The sequence below is a fragment of the Pseudomonas zanjanensis genome (assembly GCF_014268745.2).
Classification (GTDB): Bacteria; Pseudomonadota; Gammaproteobacteria; order Pseudomonadales; family Pseudomonadaceae; genus Aquipseudomonas; species Aquipseudomonas zanjanensis.
Map to the genome: position 1 here is coordinate 288611 of NZ_JABWRB020000003.1, position 16371 is coordinate 304981.

Genomic DNA, 16371 nt, shown 5'->3' on the forward strand with positions numbered 1-16371 from the left:
CCCACAGGTTTCTTGTGGTGTGGCTTAGAGCGGCTTGCTGCAAATGCTCACACCCAGGGTATGGCTGGCGTCCGGCAACAACGTCACCACATCCTCCATCACATTCGCCGTCTCGATGCACAGCATGCGCTGCCAGCCATCGTCGGCCATGTCGCTGAAGGCCTTGGCGCGTTCGATCCAGGGGTTCCAGATCACCGCCGAGCGCGAACCGCTGCTGGTCAGCTCGATCCGTCGTTGCCACTGCGGATCAACGATGCTCAGCGTCGGCGGGGTGTCGAGGTAGATACGGTCGGTCTCGCCGGTGAAATGCAGGTCGCCGGCCTGGGTGTGGGTGTTCCAGTCGTCGAGGGTCTCGATGTAGTTCAAGCCATCGACGCCTTCGACCTGCACGTTGCGCACGTCGCTCACGGCGAAGTAGCTGTGCAGCGCCTGGCTGAGGCTGACGGTTTCGCTGCCACGGTTATGGCTGGTGAGGCGGATGTGCAGTTGCGCGTCCATCACGATGGCCAGCGTCAGGTCGACCTGATGAGGCCAGCCCGCAAGGCCGTTTTCGGGATAAGGCAGCATGAATTCGATTTTCAGGCTTTCGCCTTCGGCCTCGATGCCCTTCAGTTCCCAATCCATCGCCCGCACCAGGCCGTGGGCGGTGGCCGGGTCATTGCTCACGCGCATGGCCTGCACGCTGTCGGGGTTGCGCGTCAGGTTGCCGAACCACGGCCAGCACACCGGCACGCCCGCGCGGATGCTCTTGCCGGCCTTGAATGTGGCCTGGTCGTTGAGCCAGATCAGTGGCGGCTGGCCGTCCACTTGATAACTGAGGATGTGCGCGCCTTGCTGGGCCACCAGCAACTCGGCCTGACCGTGGCGGATGCGCCAGGCGTTCAGTTCATCCAGTTTGACCGCGTCGACGTTGGGCGTAGGCATGTTGCAAATCTCGTTCGGTGACAGGGACTGCAATGGACCGCAAAACGGTCGCCGTGTTTAACGGGCGCGCGGCGGAACCGAGCGGGTACGACCGCTGCCGTCGATGGCGACGAAGACGAATACCGCCTCGGTCACCTTGCGCCATTCACTGGACAGCGGGTCATCGCTCCAGACCTCGACCATCATCTGGATCGAGCTGCGGCCGATTTCCAGCGCCTGGGTATAGAAGGACAACTGCGCGCCCACCGCCACCGGCACCAGGAACGCCATGCGATCGATCGCCACGGTGGCCACGCGTCCGCCGGCCACTTTGCTGGCCATGGCGGTGCCGGCCAAGTCCATCTGGGACACCAGCCAGCCGCCGAAAATATCGCCGAAGCCGTTGGTCTCCCGTGGGAGCGCGGTGATTTGCAGGGCCAGGTCGCCTTGCGGGATGGGATCTTCTTGTTCGAGCTCTATCATGCCGGGGGTGCCTCTGACCCGTAACGCTGTCTGGTACTTCAGGTGAATAGCCGTCTTCGTAAAAAACGATTCAGCCCGAACATACTGCGTTCGTCACGTTTTTCGTAAAGGCGTGCCAAAGGGAAACTCTGCGAAACCGGCTGATCTTGTACTACATCACCAACGACGTTTTCGCACAGCAACCCCTTACAGAGTACTGCAAAGTTGCGAGTATATCGGGCGATAGACGTCGAGACGACCACTCGGTTCTGATTTCGACTGTCAAATACGCGCCTCTATGTGCTTTTTCGAACAATTTGCTATCGTGCCGAACCTGCCCAGGCCCCAACCCGAGTTGCCAGGGTTGCAGAACCGACTATAAGAGAAGCCCTTGCCATGACCACTGCACCTTCGAGCACGGCGACGCCCGCACAACCGGCACGTCCATTGACCCGCAACGATTACAAGACCCTGTCGCTTTCAGCTCTGGGCGGTGCGCTGGAGTTCTACGATTTCATCATTTTCGTGTTCTTTGCCACCGTGGTCGGCAAATTGTTTTTCCCGGCCGAAATGCCCGAGTGGCTGCGCCTGATGCAGACGTTCGGCATTTTTGCCGCCGGTTACCTGGCCCGGCCGCTGGGCGGGATCATCATGGCCCACTTCGGCGACCTGCTGGGGCGCAAGAAAATGTTCACCCTGAGCATCTTCATGATGGCCGTTCCGACCCTGATCATGGGGCTGTTGCCGACTTATGCACAGATCGGCATGTGGGCACCGATCCTGTTGTTGCTGATGCGGGTGATCCAAGGCGCGGCCATCGGCGGGGAAGTGCCGGGCGCCTGGGTCTTCGTTTCCGAACACGTTCCGGCGCGCCACATCGGCTATGCCTGTGGCACGCTGACCTGCGGCCTGACGGCGGGGATCCTGTTGGGGTCGCTGGTGGCAACGGCGATCAACAGCATTTATACACCGGTGGAAGTGGCCGATTACGCCTGGCGGATCCCGTTCCTGCTGGGTGGCGTGTTCGGGCTGTTTTCGGTGTACTTGCGCCGCTGGCTGCACGAAACCCCGGTGTTCGCCGAACTGCAACTGCGCAAGGCCCTGGCCGAGGAAGTGCCGCTGCGGGCCGTGCTGCGTGATCATCGCGGCGCCATCGCCATTTCCATGCTGCTGACCTGGCTGCTGTCGGCGGGCGTCATCGTGGTTATCCTGATGACACCGACCGTGCTGCAGACGGTGTACCACTTCAGCCCGACCGTCGCGCTGCAGGCCAACAGCCTGGCGATCGTGTTCCTGAGCTTGGGTTGCATTGGTGCGGGTGTGCTGGCCGACCGTTTTGGTGCCGGCCGGGTGTTTGTCTTCGGCAGTGGTTTGCTGTTGATCACCTTCTGGACGTTCTATCACTGCTTGTTCGACCACCCCGAGTGGCTGTTCCCGCTGTATGCCCTGAGTGGCTTGCTGGTAGGCACCATCGGCGCGGTGCCTTATGTCATGGTCAACGCCTTCCCGGCCGTGGTGCGCTTCAGCGGCCTGTCGTTTTCCTACAACTTGGCCTACGCGATTTTTGGCGGGTTGACGCCGATGATCGTGACCCTGTTGCTGAAAGAGAGCTCGATGGGGCCGGCATATTATGTGGCGGCCATCTGTGGGATCGGGATTGTGGTGGGCGGGTATCTCTGGAAGCAGGGGCGCTAGGCGGCGCTGCCCACCTAAGGCGGGTGTGTTCATTGTGGCGAGGGAGCTTGCTCCCGCTGGATTGCGCAGCGACACCCCGTTTTTGTGAGTGCTGCGCACTCAAGCGGGAGCAAGCTCCCTCGCCACAAGAATCATCCTGCAAAACTCAATGCTGGCCTTTCATCCAATTGTCATATTTCAGCCATAGAGTGTTCATACGGCTTACCGATACTTTGCCGACTTAACACACCCTATCTGCTAGGAGTAAGGCATGAAACTGAAGCGTTTGATGGCGGCAATGACGTTTGTCGCTGCTGGCGTTGCGACTGCCAACGCGGTTGCCGCTGTTGACCCTGCGATCCCGAGCTACACCAAGACCACTGGTGTATCGGGCAACCTCTCCAGCGTCGGCTCCGATACCCTGGCCAACCTGATGACCTTGTGGGCCGAGAACTACAAGAAAGAATATCCGAACGTAAACATCCAGATTCAGGCCGCCGGTTCCTCCACCGCGCCACCCGCACTCACCGAAGGCACCGCCAACCTGGGCCCGATGAGCCGCAAGATGAAGGACAACGAGCTGCAGGCCTTCGAAACCAAATACGGCTACAAGCCAACCGCTATCCCGGTAGCCGTGGACGCCCTGGCCGTATTCGTGCACAAGGACAACCCGATCAAGCACCTGACCATGGCTCAGGTCGATGCGATCTTCTCCTCGACTCGCCTGTGCGGCGCCAAGGCTGACGTCAAGACCTGGGGCGACCTGGGCGTGACCGGCGACCTGGCCAACAAGCCAGTGCAACTGTTCGGTCGTAACTCGGTATCCGGCACCTACGGCTACTTCAAGGAAGAAGCCCTGTGCAAAGGCGACTACAAGCCAAACGTCAACGAACAGCCTGGTTCGGCTTCGGTTGTGCAGTCGATCAGCAGCTCGCTTAACGGCGTCGGCTACTCGGGTATCGGCTACAAGACCGCCAGCGTGAAAACCGTTGCCCTGGCCAAGAAAGAAGGCGGCGAGTTCGTCGAGGACACCGAAGAAAACGCCCTGAACGGCAAGTACCCGCTGTCGCGTTTCCTCTACGTGTACGTCAACAAGGCGCCGAACAAGCCTCTGGCCCCGCTGGAAGCCGAGTTCGTGAAGCTGATCCTGTCCAAGCAAGGCCAGGAAGTCGTAGTCAAGGACGGCTACATCCCACTGCCAGCCAAAGTAGCCGCCAAGGCACTGGCTGACCTGGGTCTGTCGGAAGGCGGCAGCGTCGCCAAGAAGTAATACCTGAGTCCGGGCCAACGCCCGGGCTGCGGTGGGAGTGGACACCACTGCCACCGCCCAATTTTCCCATCCGCTGCCGCTTCTAGCTGGCGGCGGATTTGTTGCGTCACTTCACTGTCATCTTTCTGTCATACAGGATCGCTAGGGTGTGCGCATGAATGATCTGGCCAACTCCACAATGACTACGACTTCCCCTCCCAAGCGCATTGACTTCAATACGCCTGAGCTGCAACGCAAGCGGCGCATCCGCGCGCTCAAGGATCGCCTGACGCGCTGGTATGTGCTGGTCGGCGGTCTCGCCGTCCTGGCAGCCATCACGCTGATTTTCTTTTTCCTGGCCTACGTGGTGCTGCCCCTGTTCCAGGGCGCGGACCTGACCGCCAAGGATTCGATCACCCCGGCCTGGATGCAAGACGCCGGCAAACCGCTGATGATCGCCATCGAAGAACAGAACCAAGTGGCCATGCGCGTTTCCGACAAGGGCCAGGCACTGTTCTACGAACTCGACAGCGGCGCCGAACTGCGCCGTGTCGACCTGCCGGTTCCTGCCGGCGCCACTGTGGTCTCCATCGCGGAAGACCAACCCGGCAGCCCACTGGTGGCGATCGGCCTGTCCAACGGCCAGGCCCTGGTGTTCCGCCACACCTATAAAGTCAGCTATCCCGACGGCAAGAAAACCATTTCGCCCGCCATCGAATACCCTTACGGCGAGGCGCCGATAGCGTTGAACGAGCAGGGCGCGCCTTTGGAGCACGTCAGCCTCAACGCCACCGATTCGACCCTGTTGCTGGCCGGCTCCAGCGGCGCCCAGCTGTATGTACTGTCGCTCACCAGCGAAGAAAACATGATGACCGGTGAAGTCACCAGCGAGCAGACGCGTATCGATCTGCCGCAGATGACCGAGCCAGTGAAGAATATTTTCGTCGACCCGCGCCAGCAATGGTTGTACGTGGTCAACGGTCGCGCCCAGGCCGATGTGTTCAGCCTGCGGGACAAGAGCCTCAACGGTCGCTATAAACTGCTGGAGAACGGCGAGGCCCAAGTCACCGCCGCCGCCCAGTTGGTCGGCGGGATCTCGCTGATCATCGGCGACTCCAAGGGCGGCCTGGCCCAGTGGTTCATGGCTCGCGACCCGGACGGCGAGCTGCGCTTCAAACAGATTCGTACCTTCCAGATGGGCAGCGCGCCCATCGTCGAGATCAGCGCCGAAGAACGTCGCAAGGGGTTTGTGGCGCTCGACGCCGCCGGCAAGCTGGGCGTGTTCCACAGCACCGCCCACCGCACTCTGCTGGTGGACCAAGTGGTCGACGGCCAAGGCTTGTTCGGCCTGTCGCCACGGGCCAACCGCCTGATCGTCGAACAGGGTGGCAAGCTGCAACCGTTGACGCTGGAAAACCCGCACCCGGAAGTGTCGTGGAGCGCGTTGTGGAGCAAGGTCTGGTACGAAAACTACGACGAACCTAAATACGTCTGGCAATCGACCGCCGCCAACACCGACTTCGAACCCAAGCTGAGCCTTTCGCCGCTGACCTTCGGTACCCTGAAAGCGGCGTTCTACGCGATGCTCCTGGCCGCGCCGCTGGCGGTGGCCGCGGCGATCTACACCGCCTACTTCATGGCCCCGGGCATGCGTCGCAAGGTCAAGCCGGTGATCGAGCTGATGGAAGCGATGCCGACGGTGATCCTCGGTTTCTTCGCCGGCCTGTTCCTGGCGCCGTACGTCGAAGGGCACCTGCCGGGCATCTTCAGTCTGCTGATGTTGCTGCCCATCGGCATCCTGGTCGCCGGTTTCACCTTCAGTCGCCTGCCGGAATCCATTCGCTTGCGAGTGCCGGACGGTTGGGAAAGCGCCCTCTTGATCCCGGTGATCCTGTTCGTGGGCTGGCTCTCGCTGTACATGAGCCCGTACATGGAAACCTGGTTCTTCGGCGGCGACATGCGCATGTGGATCTCCCATGACCTGGGCATCACCTACGACCAGCGCAACGCTTTGGTGGTCGGCCTGGCGATGGGCTTCGCGGTGATCCCGAACATCTACTCCATCGCCGAAGACGCCGTGTTCAGCGTGCCGCGCGGCCTGACCCTGGGCTCCCTGGCCCTCGGTGCCACGCCATGGCAGACCATGACTCGCGTGGTGATCCTCACCGCCAGCCCGGGCATTTTCTCGGCGTTGATGATCGGCATGGGCCGTGCAGTGGGCGAGACCATGATCGTGTTGATGGCCACCGGTAACACGCCGGTCATGGAAATGAACCTGTTCGAAGGCCTGCGCACCTTGGCGGCCAACGTGGCGGTGGAGATGCCGGAATCCGAAGTCGGCGGCAGCCATTACCGCGTGCTGTTCCTGTCGGCCCTGGTGCTGCTGTTGTTCACCTTCGTCATGAACACCCTCGCCGAGCTGATCCGTCAGCGTCTGCGCAAGAAATATTCGTCGCTTTAAGAAAGGTAGAAGTCTGTGAAACAGAACTCCCTGAAAGGATGGTTCAAGAGCGGCGCCCCCGGCGTCTGGATCAGCGGTGGCGCAGTGTCCATCGCGGTCATCATGACCATTGGCCTGCTGGCGGTGATCGCCGTGCGCGGCCTGGGCCACTTCTGGCCGGCGGACCTGATCCACGCCAGCTACAACGTACCGGGCTTGCCTGCGCACCTGGTGGTCGGCGAAGTCGTACAGAAAGAAGAAGTGCCTCGTGAGCGCCTGAAAAGCGCCGGCCTGCCGGTGCCGGACGAAGGCCCCGAGTTCATGACCCGCGAACTGATCAAGGTCGGCAACCGCGACCTGAACGGCACCGACTTCACCTGGATCGTCGGCGATTGGCTGACCAACCAGACGACGCCGCCGGAACTGATGGCCATCGAGCGTCGTGAGTGGGGCAATTTCTACGGCTACCTGGTCAACGTCAAGGAAGGCGGCAAGGTCATCGCCGAAGGCGAGGCCGCCTGGCCGCAACTGCAGGCTCGGGTACAGCGCGTCAACCAGTTGGCCGCCGAGCTCAAGACCCTGGAAAAAGTCGACATCGGCGCCATCAACGCCGGCCTGGAGCGTATCCGCCTGCACGGTCGTAAATTGGAACTGGACGGCAAGCTCGACGCCGCCGCCCAGGCCGACCTGGAAAGCGAACGCGCCGAACTCAACGCCCGCTACAAGGACATCGAAGCGCGCCTGGCCGACCTGCATGCGCAGTTCAACCGCGACAGCCTGACGGCCCGCGATGCCAACGGCAAGGAAGTGGAAATCGAAATCGGCAAAGTGGTGCACGCCTACCAGCCAAACGGCATGGGCACGTTCACCAAGATGGGTTTCTATTTCAGCAAGGTCTGGGAATTCCTCAGCGACGACCCGCGTGAAGCCAACACCGAAGGTGGCATCTTCCCGGCGATTTTCGGCACCGTGATGATGACCCTGATCATGGCGATGATCGTCACGCCGTTCGGCGTGCTGGCAGCTGTCTACCTGCGTGAATATGCCCGCCAAGGCACGATGACCCGCTTGATCCGCATCGCGGTGAACAACCTCGCCGGCGTTCCGGCCATTGTCTACGGTGTGTTCGGCCTGGGTTTCTTCGTCTATGTGCTGGGCGGTTCGGTCGACCGTTTGTTCTTCCCCGAAGCCTTGCCGGCGCCGACCTTCGGCACCCCGGGCCTGCTCTGGGCGTCCCTGACCCTGGCGCTGCTGGCGGTGCCGGTGGTGATCGTGGCCACTGAAGAAGGCCTGGCGCGGATCCCGCGCACCGTGCGCGAAGGCTCCCTGGCCCTCGGCGCGACCAAGGCCGAGACCTTGTGGAAAATCGTCCTGCCGATGGCGAGCCCGGCGATGATGACCGGGATGATCCTTGCCGTGGCCCGTGCCGCCGGTGAAGTGGCACCGTTGATGCTGGTGGGCGTGGTGAAGCTGGCCCCGTCGCTGCCGCTGGACGGTAACTACCCGTACCTGCACCTGGACCAGAAGATCATGCACCTGGGCTTCCATATCTATGACGTCGGCTTCCAGAGCCCGAACGTCGAGGCAGCGCGGCCGTTGGTCTACGCCACGGCACTGCTGCTGGTGCTGGTGATCGCCACCCTCAACCTGTCGGCGGTGTGGATCCGTAACCACCTGCGCGAAAAATACAAAGCACTGGATAGTTGATTTTCATGTGGGAGCGGGCTTGCTCGCGAAGACGGCGGCACATCCAATAGAGATGCAAGCTGAGACACCGCTTTCGCGAGCAAGCCCGCTCCCACAAATACACAGATTGGCGTGGCCACTCGGGTGGCCAACCAAACCGAATTTGTTAGCACAGGGAGCCTCCCATGCAACACGAAGCACATACACACGGCATCAACATGTCGGCCCTGGGCCGCGACAAGCAGAGCCTGGACCTGGCCCAGGAAACCGTCGCCATCGAAGTGCCCGGCCTGAACCTGTTCTACGGCGAGAAACAGGCACTGTACGACGTCAGCCTGAATATCCCGAAACAGCGCGTCACCGCGTTCATCGGCCCGTCGGGTTGCGGCAAGTCGACCTTGCTGCGCACCTTCAACCGCATGAACGATCTGGTGGACGGCTGCCGCGTCGAAGGTGAAATCAACCTCTACGGCAACAACATCTACCGCAAGGGCGAAGACGTGGCCGAGCTGCGTCGTCGCGTCGGCATGGTGTTCCAGAAGCCTAACCCGTTTCCGAAAACCATCTACGAGAACGTGGTCTACGGCCTGCGCATCCAGGGCATCAACAAAAAGCGCGTCCTCGACGAAGCCGTGGAATGGGCCCTCAAGGGCGCGGCACTGTGGGATGAGGTCAAGGACCGTCTGCATGAGTCGGCCCTGGGCCTGTCCGGTGGTCAGCAGCAGCGCCTGGTGATCGCCCGTACCATCGCCGTGGAGCCGGAAGTGCTGCTGCTCGACGAACCCTGCTCGGCCCTGGACCCGATCTCGACGCTGAAAGTCGAAGAGCTGATCTACGAGCTCAAGTCCAAGTTCACCATCGTCATCGTGACCCACAACATGCAGCAGGCGGCGCGGGTGTCCGACTACACCGCGTTCATGTACATGGGCAAACTGGTGGAATTTGGCGATACCGATACGCTGTTCACCAATCCGGCCAAGAAACAGACCGAAGACTACATCACGGGTCGCTACGGCTAGCCGTAGAGCCGCCAGCGTCAAGCTGCGAGCGGCAAGTAAAAGCGAACCGAGTAACGACACACATCAGCTTGCAGCTTGTAGCTTGCAGCTCACAGCTTTTGCGGAGCAAAACCATGATTTCGAAGGAAGGCCTTACTCACCACATTTCCGCACAGTTCAATGCCGAGCTTGAGGAAGTGCGCAGTCACTTGCTGGCCATGGGCGGGCTGGTGGAAAAGCAGGTCAACGACGCGGTGACCGCGCTGATCGAGGCCGACTCCGGCCTGGCCCAGCAGGTGCGCGAAATCGATGACCAGATCAACCAGATGGAACGCAACATCGACGAAGAGTGCCTGCGTATCCTGGCCCGTCGCCAGCCGGCTGCGTCCGACCTGCGGCTGATCATCAGCATCTCCAAGTCGGTCATCGACCTTGAGCGGATCGGCGACGAAGCCACCAAGATCGCTCGTCGCGCCATCCAGTTGTGCGAAGAAGGCGAAGCGCCGCGTGGTTACGTCGAGGTTCGCCACATTGGCGACCAGGTGCGCAACATGGTTCGCGACGCGCTGGATGCCTTTGCCCGCTTCGACGCCGACCTGGCGTTGTCGGTGGCCCAGTACGACAAGATCATCGATCGCGAATACAAGACCGCCCTGCGCGAGCTGGCGACCTACATGATGGAAGACCCGCGTTCCATCTCCCGGGTGTTGAGCATTATCTGGGTGCTGCGTTCCTTGGAGCGTATCGGCGATCATGCGCGCAACATCTCGGAACTTGTCATCTACCTGGTGCGCGGCACCGATGTGCGCCATATGGGGCTCAAGCGCATGAAGGAAGAAGTTGAGGGCACCCTGTCCGAAACCGCTAATGTTCCGGGCGCAACTGACGATAAGTAAGATTGCCAAGAAAAGCGCCCGGCCTTCTGGTCGGGCTTTTTTTTGGATTTTTTTTCATCGAAAGCAGCACCCCGCGAACGAAAAGTCCCGGCGTGACTGAAGGTTTTTTGGCAATGTGCCATCAGTAAAAGCGGTATGCTTGCCGGGATTTTTTAGAGGTGTATCTGGATGAGTAAGGTCAGTGTGTTGGTCGTGGACGATGCTTCGTTCATTCGTGACCTGGTGAAGAAGTGCCTGCGCAACTACTTCCCGGGCGTGCGTATCGAAGACGCGGTGAACGGCAAGAAAGCCCAGGCCCTGCTGGCTCGCGAGGCGTTCGACCTGGTGCTGTGCGATTGGGAAATGCCGGAAATGTCCGGCCTGGAACTGCTGACCTGGTGCCGCCAGCAGGACAATCTCAAGGGCATGCCGTTCGTGATGGTGACCAGCCGCGGCGACAAGGAAAACGTGGTACAGGCGATCCAGGCCGGCGTTTCCGGCTATGTCAGCAAGCCGTTCACCAACGAGCAGTTGCTGACCAAGGTCAAGCAGGCCCTGCACAAGGTCGGCAAGCTCGACACGCTGATGAACAGCGCTCCGACCAAGATGAACTCGGCGTTCGGCAATGACTCCCTCAGCGCCCTGACGGGCGGCAAGGCTCCGGTGGCGGCGGTTGCGTCGGCGCCAGCGGTAAATCCGTTTGCCAAACCGGCTGCCGCTCCCGCCGCTGCTGCTGCTCCGGCTCGTGGTTTGCTCAACAGCCCACCGGTTAAGGCACCGGTGGCCGCCGCTTCGACGGCCAATCGCGGCCAAGGCCAGTTGCGCCTGTCCAGTGGCACCCAGCAATGCGTGATCAAGGCCCTGAGCCTCAAGGAAGCGCTGCTGGTGGTCAAACGCTCCGACACCCTGCCGCAAGTACTCGAAGGCGCGGTGCTGGACATGGAACAGGGCGACAACGCCGAAACCGCGCGTCTCAACGGCTATTTGCACGCCATCGTCGCCCATGAGCAGACGCCCGACAGCGAATGGCTGCAACTGACGTTCCGCTTCGTCGACAAAGACCCGCAGAAGCTCGACTACATCTCCCGCCTGATCGCCCGCGGCACGGCGCAGAAGCACTTCGTACCGGGCGCCTGATTCGGCGGCGCCCTTCAGGCCGCTATCGCGAGCAGGCTCGCTCCCACAGTGATCTCAGTTGTTCACAAAATTTGTGTCCACAGCAGATCCCCCTGTGGGAGCGAGCCTGCTCGCGATGGGGCCATCAGCTTTAACAGCAATCACTGATCCAATTTTGAAACATCCGTCGACTACGCTGGTCCATCCCAGCTGCTAGGCTGCTGTACAGGCCTTCATTTATCGACAGAATTCTTGCCCATGCTCGTGCCGTTGCTGTTCGCCTGTGGTCTCGTCCTGGCCGCCACCCCGGCCATGGCCATGACCATCTACAAATCCACCGATGCCAATGGCGTGGTGTCCTATAGCGACCGTCCCAGCAGGGGCGCCCAGGTGTTCGTGTTCCGCGACCGCATGGTCGAACGCCTGGAGCGCCAGGTGTTTCTCGATATCAAGAAGCAGAATGGCGCGGACGCGGTGTTCGTGCGCAACGATTTGTACGCGCCGGTGGAGATCGAGTTGAGTTTCGCCGGGCTGCGCAATGTCAGCGGGGCACCGAGCCGGCCGATTCGTCGGGTGCTGCCGGCACGCAGCAACCTGCGCCTGGCGCTGTTGACGGCTACCCGGCCCGGCCGGCCGCTGGTGTATACCCCAAGGTTCGAATATTCCCTGGGCGACCCTGCAGGCGACGCCGAGGCCTATCGATACCCGCTGCCTTGGCGCGGCGGGCCATTCCGGCTGAGCCAAGGCGCCAACGGCCAATATAGCCATTACGGCCCGAAGAACCGCTACGCCATGGACATCGCCATGCCCGTCGGCACGCCGATCATCGCCGCGCGGGGAGGCGTGGTGATCAAGACCGAAAACGAACAGACCGGCCGCGGGGACGACCCAGCGGGCAACTTCGTGCGGGTGCTGCACGACGACGGCACCATGGGCGTCTACCTGCACCTGCAGAAAGGTTCGGTGAGCGTACGGGAAGGGCAGCGGGTCGCGGTGGGCACGCCGTTGGCGTTGTCGGGCAATACCGGCAACAGTTCAGGCCCGCACCTGCATTTCGTGGTGCAGCGCAATACCGGGTTGGGGCTGGTGTCGATCCCCTACCAGTTCAATCAACCGGTGGGCGACTTGCCCAACTTTGCGTTGGGCAAGCAGTAGCGCTATAGATTCGGGAGGCTTTTTGTGGCGAGGGAGCTTGCTCCCGCTCGGCTGCGAAGCAGTCGTCGCTTTTGGGGGCCGCTTCGCGACCCAGCGGGAGCAAGCTCCCTCGCCACAGCGGGTTATGCCTTCAACTTGCGGGAAGTTTGATGCTCAATCGAGCATCAACACCTTCGCCAGGATGATCTTCGGCCCTTTCATCTTCTTGATGATGATCCGCAGGCCTTCGACTTCCAGCACCTCTTCCTCTTCCGGCACGCGCTTGAGGGTTTCATAGACCAGCCCGGCCAGGGTTTCGGCTTCGATGTGGTCCAGGTCGATCCCCAGCAGGCGCTCGACCTTGAACAGCGGCGTGTCGCCACGTACCAGCAGCTTGCCCGGCTGGTAGGCCAGGATCCCGCGTTCGGCCTTGCGGTGTTCGTCCTGGATGTCACCTACCAGCACTTCCAACACGTCTTCCATGGTCAGGTAGCCGATGATGTTGCCGTCGGCTTCCTCGACCACGGCGAAGTGCGAGCCGCCCTTGCGGAACTGCTCCAGCAACTGCGACAGCGGCATGTGCCGCGACACGCGCTCCAGCGGCCGGGTCAGTTCGGCCAGGTTGAACGATTCGGGAATGTGGTCCAGGGCCGCCAGTTCCAGCAGCAGGTCCTTGATGTGCAGCAGGCCGACGAACTCCTGGCGCTCGCTGTCGTACACCGGATAACGGCTGAACTTGTGGCGACGGAACATCGCCAGGATTTCCTTGAGGGGCGCGTTGAACTCCAGCGTCACCAGGTCTTCCCGGGAATTGGCCCAGTCCACCACTTCCAGCTCGCCCATTTCCACGGCCGAGGCCAGCACGCGCATGCCTTGGTCGCTCGGGTCCTGGCCCCGGCTGGAGTGCAGGATCAGCTTCAGTTCTTCGCGGCTGTAATGGTGTTCGTGATGGGGCCCGGGCTCGCCTTGGCCGGCGATGCGCAAGATGGCGTTGGCGCTGGCGTTGAGCAGGTAGATCGCCGGATACATGGCCCAGTAGAACAGGTACAGCGGCACGGCGGTCCACAACGACAGCAGCTCGGGTTTGCGGATGGCCCAGGATTTGGGCGCCAGTTCACCGACCACGATGTGCAGGTACGAAATGATGAAGAACGCGGTGAAGAACGACACGCCTTTGATCACTTCCGGCGACTGCACGCCAATCGCGCCCAGCAACGGCTCGAGGATGTGGGCAAACGCTGGCTCACCGACCCAGCCCAGGCCCAGGGATGCCAGGGTGATACCCAGCTGGCATGCCGACAGGTAAGCGTCGAGCTGGCTGTGGACGGTGCGCAGGATATGCCCGCGCCAGCCGTTCTGCTCGGCGATGGCCTCGACCCGGGTCGAACGCAGCTTGACCATGGCGAATTCGGCCGCAACGAAAAATCCGTTGAGCAGAACCAGGATCAGAGCAAAAAGAATCATGCCGAATTCGGCGAAGAGTGTGACGAGGGACAAGCCAGGGGAAGGGTCCATGATGGGGTTTTGCGGGTTCCGAATAGTCGTAGGAATTGAAAATGAGCGCCTGAAAAGGCAGGCGCAAGTCAGTCAATGTAGCGGCTGACTCGGCGATTGCCTAGGGGGCGCTTTCAATCAGCGGGGCGAGCGAGGTGTGTGCGAACCACTTGGGCCGGGGCGAAATGGCAGGTAAACGTGCTGCCATGGCCGGGCACGCTGCTGATCTCCATGCGGGCGCGATGGCGCAGCAGGACGTGTTTGACAATGGCCAGGCCCAGCCCGGTGCCACCGGTATTGGAGTTGCGGCTGGAGTCGACGCGGTAGAAACGTTCGGTCAGGCGCGGCAGGTGCTTGCTGTCGATGCCGATGCCCGAATCGCGTACGCTCAGGTGCGCGCCTTGCTCGTCGCCCCACCAGCGCACATGGATGCGGCCCTGCTCCGGCGTGTACTTGACCGCGTTGAACACCAGGTTGGAAAACGCGCTGCGCAGTTCCGCCTCGCTGCCTTTGAGCTGCACGGCCGGGTCGGCTTCCAGGGTGATGGTCTGCTGCTTGGAACCGGACAGCTCCTGGGCATCTTCGACAATGATTTGCAGCAGGTCGTCGATCGGCACCGGCTGGTTGTCGGACGGGTAATCGGTGGCTTCCAGCTTCGCCAGCAACAACAAGTCGTTGAGCAGGGTCTGCATGCGCCCGCTTTGCTGGTGCATCTGCTGCAAGGCCCGGCTCCAGCGCGGATTTACCTCCTCGACGTTGTCGAGCAGGGTCTCCAGGTAGCCGCAGATCACCGTCAACGGCGTGCGCAATTCGTGGGAAACGTTGGCGATGAAATCCTTGCGCATCTGTTCCAACTGATGGATACGCGTGACGTCGCGCACCAGCATCAAGTGCTCGTTGTTGCCGTAGCGGGTGATGTACAGCTGGATACGCAACCGGTCATTGGTGGGCGAAGGGATCTCCAGCGGCTCGGCGTAATTGGCTTGCTCGAAATATTCCTTGAAGCGCGGATGGCGCACCAGGTTGGTCACCGGTTGGCCGCTGTCCTGGGGTGTCTTGAGGCCCAACAGGGTCTCGGCAGCGCGGTTCCACCATTCCAGGTTGCCTTCGCTGTCGAGCATGATCACCGCGTCTTTCAGCGCGGCGGTGGATTCCTGGACCCGGTCGATTACCGCCTGCAGGCGCCCGCGAACGCGCTGGTCACGCCGTTGCAGGTGGTAGATGCTGTCGAACACCTCACCCCATAAGCCATAGCCGTCGGGCGGGGCTTCGTCGGGTTGATGCAGGCGCAGCCATTCATGCAGGCGCAGCAATTGCTTGAGTGTCCAGGCCAGGTAAAGCCCCAGGCCCGCGGCCAGGCTCCAGCCGTAATAACCGCTGATCAGGCCGATCAGCAAACAGCCAGTCACCAGCAACAACATGTGGCGAATCAGGGTGCCATGCCAGTTTTGATTCACGGAAAATCCTTGGGAGAAAAGCAGCTCCAAGCTTCAAGCGGCAAGCGAAGAGCTACGCGGCTTTGACTTGCCGCTAGTAGCTGAACGCTTGCAGCTGCTCTCAAGCCTTTGTCGAAAAACGATAACCGGTGCCGCGCACGGTTTGTACCAGATTTTCATAGGCATCGCCGAGGGCCTTGCGCAGGCGTCGGATATGCACGTCCACGGTGCGTTCCTCGACGTAGACGTTACCGCCCCAGACCTGGTCCAACAGTTGGCCGCGGGTGTAGGCACGTTCCTGGTGAGTCATGAAGAATTGCAGCAGACGGTATTCGGTCGGGCCCATCTCGGCGGGTTTGCCGTCGATGGTCACGCGGTGGCTGATCGGGTCGAGCAGCAGGCCACCGACTTCAATCGGCGCTTCGCCATCGGTCGGCCCGGCGCGTCGCAGCACGGCCTTCAGGCGCGCCACCAGCTCCCGTGGGGAGAACGGCTTGGTGATGTAGTCGTCGGCGCCGACTTCCAGGCCTTGGATCTTGTTGTCCTCTTCGCCCTTGGCGGTGAGCATGATGATCGGAATATCACCGGTCAGCTCGTCGCGCTTGAGCCGTCGCGCCAGTTCGATGCCTGACGTGCCGGGCAGCATCCAGTCCAGCAGGATCAGGTCGGGCTTGCGGTCGACGATGATGGCATGGGCCTGTTGAGAGTTTTCTGCTTCCATGCAGTCATAGCCGGCCATCTCCAACGCAACGGCGATCATCTCGCGGATGGGCGCCTCGTCGTCGACGATCAGAATGCTCCTGCCAACCATGGGGTAATCCTCTTGTCATTTAACTGTCTTGCGCCGCATTAGATAACGGAATTATTGCAGTCGTGTGACAGTTATTTCGTCCTGCGGCAAGGG

Annotated in this window: 13 protein-coding genes; 8 read left to right on the forward strand and 5 right to left on the reverse strand. The window is 61.4% G+C overall.

Translation table 11 applies throughout. The features are described 5' to 3' along the window. Positions 1 to 24 precede the first annotated feature (24 nt). Together HU715_RS21080 and HU715_RS21085 are read right to left on the reverse strand one after the other, a co-directional pair. Positions 25 to 924 (reverse strand): D-hexose-6-phosphate mutarotase, encoded by a 900-nt coding sequence (locus tag HU715_RS21080; protein WP_186708244.1) that lies wholly within the window; start codon positions 922 to 924, stop codon positions 25 to 27. A gap of 57 nt (positions 925 to 981) precedes the next feature. Then, complete coding sequence (locus HU715_RS21085) at positions 982 to 1386, reverse strand: acyl-CoA thioesterase (RefSeq protein ID WP_003177184.1); 405 nt, start codon at positions 1384 to 1386, stop codon at positions 982 to 984. A gap of 375 nt (positions 1387 to 1761) precedes the next feature. Between HU715_RS21085 and HU715_RS21090 the strand changes: the two genes are divergently transcribed. The 8 genes from HU715_RS21090 (at position 1762) to HU715_RS21125 (ending at position 12558) form a co-directional block, all read left to right on the forward strand. Beyond that, a complete protein-coding gene (locus HU715_RS21090) occupies positions 1762 to 3060 on the forward strand; it encodes an MFS transporter (RefSeq protein ID WP_186708242.1) in 1299 nt (432 codons plus the stop codon). A 250-nt stretch (positions 3061 to 3310) separates the two neighbouring features. Continuing rightward, a complete protein-coding gene (locus tag HU715_RS21095) occupies positions 3311 to 4309 on the forward strand; it encodes a phosphate ABC transporter substrate-binding protein PstS (protein ID WP_186708240.1) in 999 nt (332 codons plus the stop codon). A 406-nt stretch (positions 4310 to 4715) separates the two neighbouring features. Then, positions 4716 to 6749: an ABC transporter permease subunit gene (locus tag HU715_RS21100; RefSeq protein WP_186708292.1), complete on the forward strand. Its 2034-nt coding sequence runs from the start codon at positions 4716 to 4718 to the stop codon at positions 6747 to 6749. A gap of 15 nt (positions 6750 to 6764) precedes the next feature. Continuing rightward, positions 6765 to 8435: a phosphate ABC transporter permease PstA gene (pstA, locus tag HU715_RS21105; protein WP_186708238.1), complete on the forward strand. Its 1671-nt coding sequence runs from the start codon at positions 6765 to 6767 to the stop codon at positions 8433 to 8435. A 164-nt stretch (positions 8436 to 8599) separates the two neighbouring features. Next, positions 8600 to 9433 carry a phosphate ABC transporter ATP-binding protein PstB gene (gene pstB, locus HU715_RS21110; protein WP_053127038.1) on the forward strand — a complete coding sequence of 278 codons (834 nt, stop codon included), beginning with the start codon at positions 8600 to 8602 and terminating at the stop codon, positions 9431 to 9433. Between the two features lie 113 nt (positions 9434 to 9546). Further along, positions 9547 to 10308: a phosphate signaling complex protein PhoU gene (phoU, locus tag HU715_RS21115; RefSeq protein WP_186708236.1), complete on the forward strand. Its 762-nt coding sequence runs from the start codon at positions 9547 to 9549 to the stop codon at positions 10306 to 10308. Between the two features lie 168 nt (positions 10309 to 10476). Then, positions 10477 to 11424, forward strand: a complete 948-nt coding sequence (locus HU715_RS21120) for a response regulator (RefSeq protein ID WP_186708234.1) — start codon at positions 10477 to 10479, stop codon at positions 11422 to 11424. 237 nt (positions 11425 to 11661) lie between these two features. Beyond that, positions 11662 to 12558, forward strand: a complete 897-nt coding sequence (locus tag HU715_RS21125; protein WP_186708232.1) for a peptidoglycan DD-metalloendopeptidase family protein — start codon at positions 11662 to 11664, stop codon at positions 12556 to 12558. A 153-nt stretch (positions 12559 to 12711) separates the two neighbouring features. Here the strand turns inward: HU715_RS21125 and HU715_RS21130 are convergent, their stop codons facing one another. The 3 genes from HU715_RS21130 to phoB all read right to left on the reverse strand — a co-directional run bounded on the left by HU715_RS21130 (position 12712) and on the right by phoB (position 16278). Continuing rightward, a complete protein-coding gene (locus HU715_RS21130) occupies positions 12712 to 14052 on the reverse strand; it encodes a hemolysin family protein (protein ID WP_186708230.1) in 1341 nt (446 codons plus the stop codon). Between the two features lie 113 nt (positions 14053 to 14165). Further along, the gene (gene phoR / locus HU715_RS21135) at positions 14166 to 15452 is read right to left on the reverse strand and encodes a phosphate regulon sensor histidine kinase PhoR (protein WP_189656306.1); all 1287 of its coding nucleotides are present in this window, start codon (positions 15450 to 15452) and stop codon (positions 14166 to 14168) included. A gap of 136 nt (positions 15453 to 15588) precedes the next feature. After that, the gene (phoB, locus tag HU715_RS21140) at positions 15589 to 16278 is read right to left on the reverse strand and encodes a phosphate regulon transcriptional regulator PhoB (RefSeq protein WP_003177195.1); all 690 of its coding nucleotides are present in this window, start codon (positions 16276 to 16278) and stop codon (positions 15589 to 15591) included. Positions 16279 to 16371: the final 93 nt, after the last annotated feature.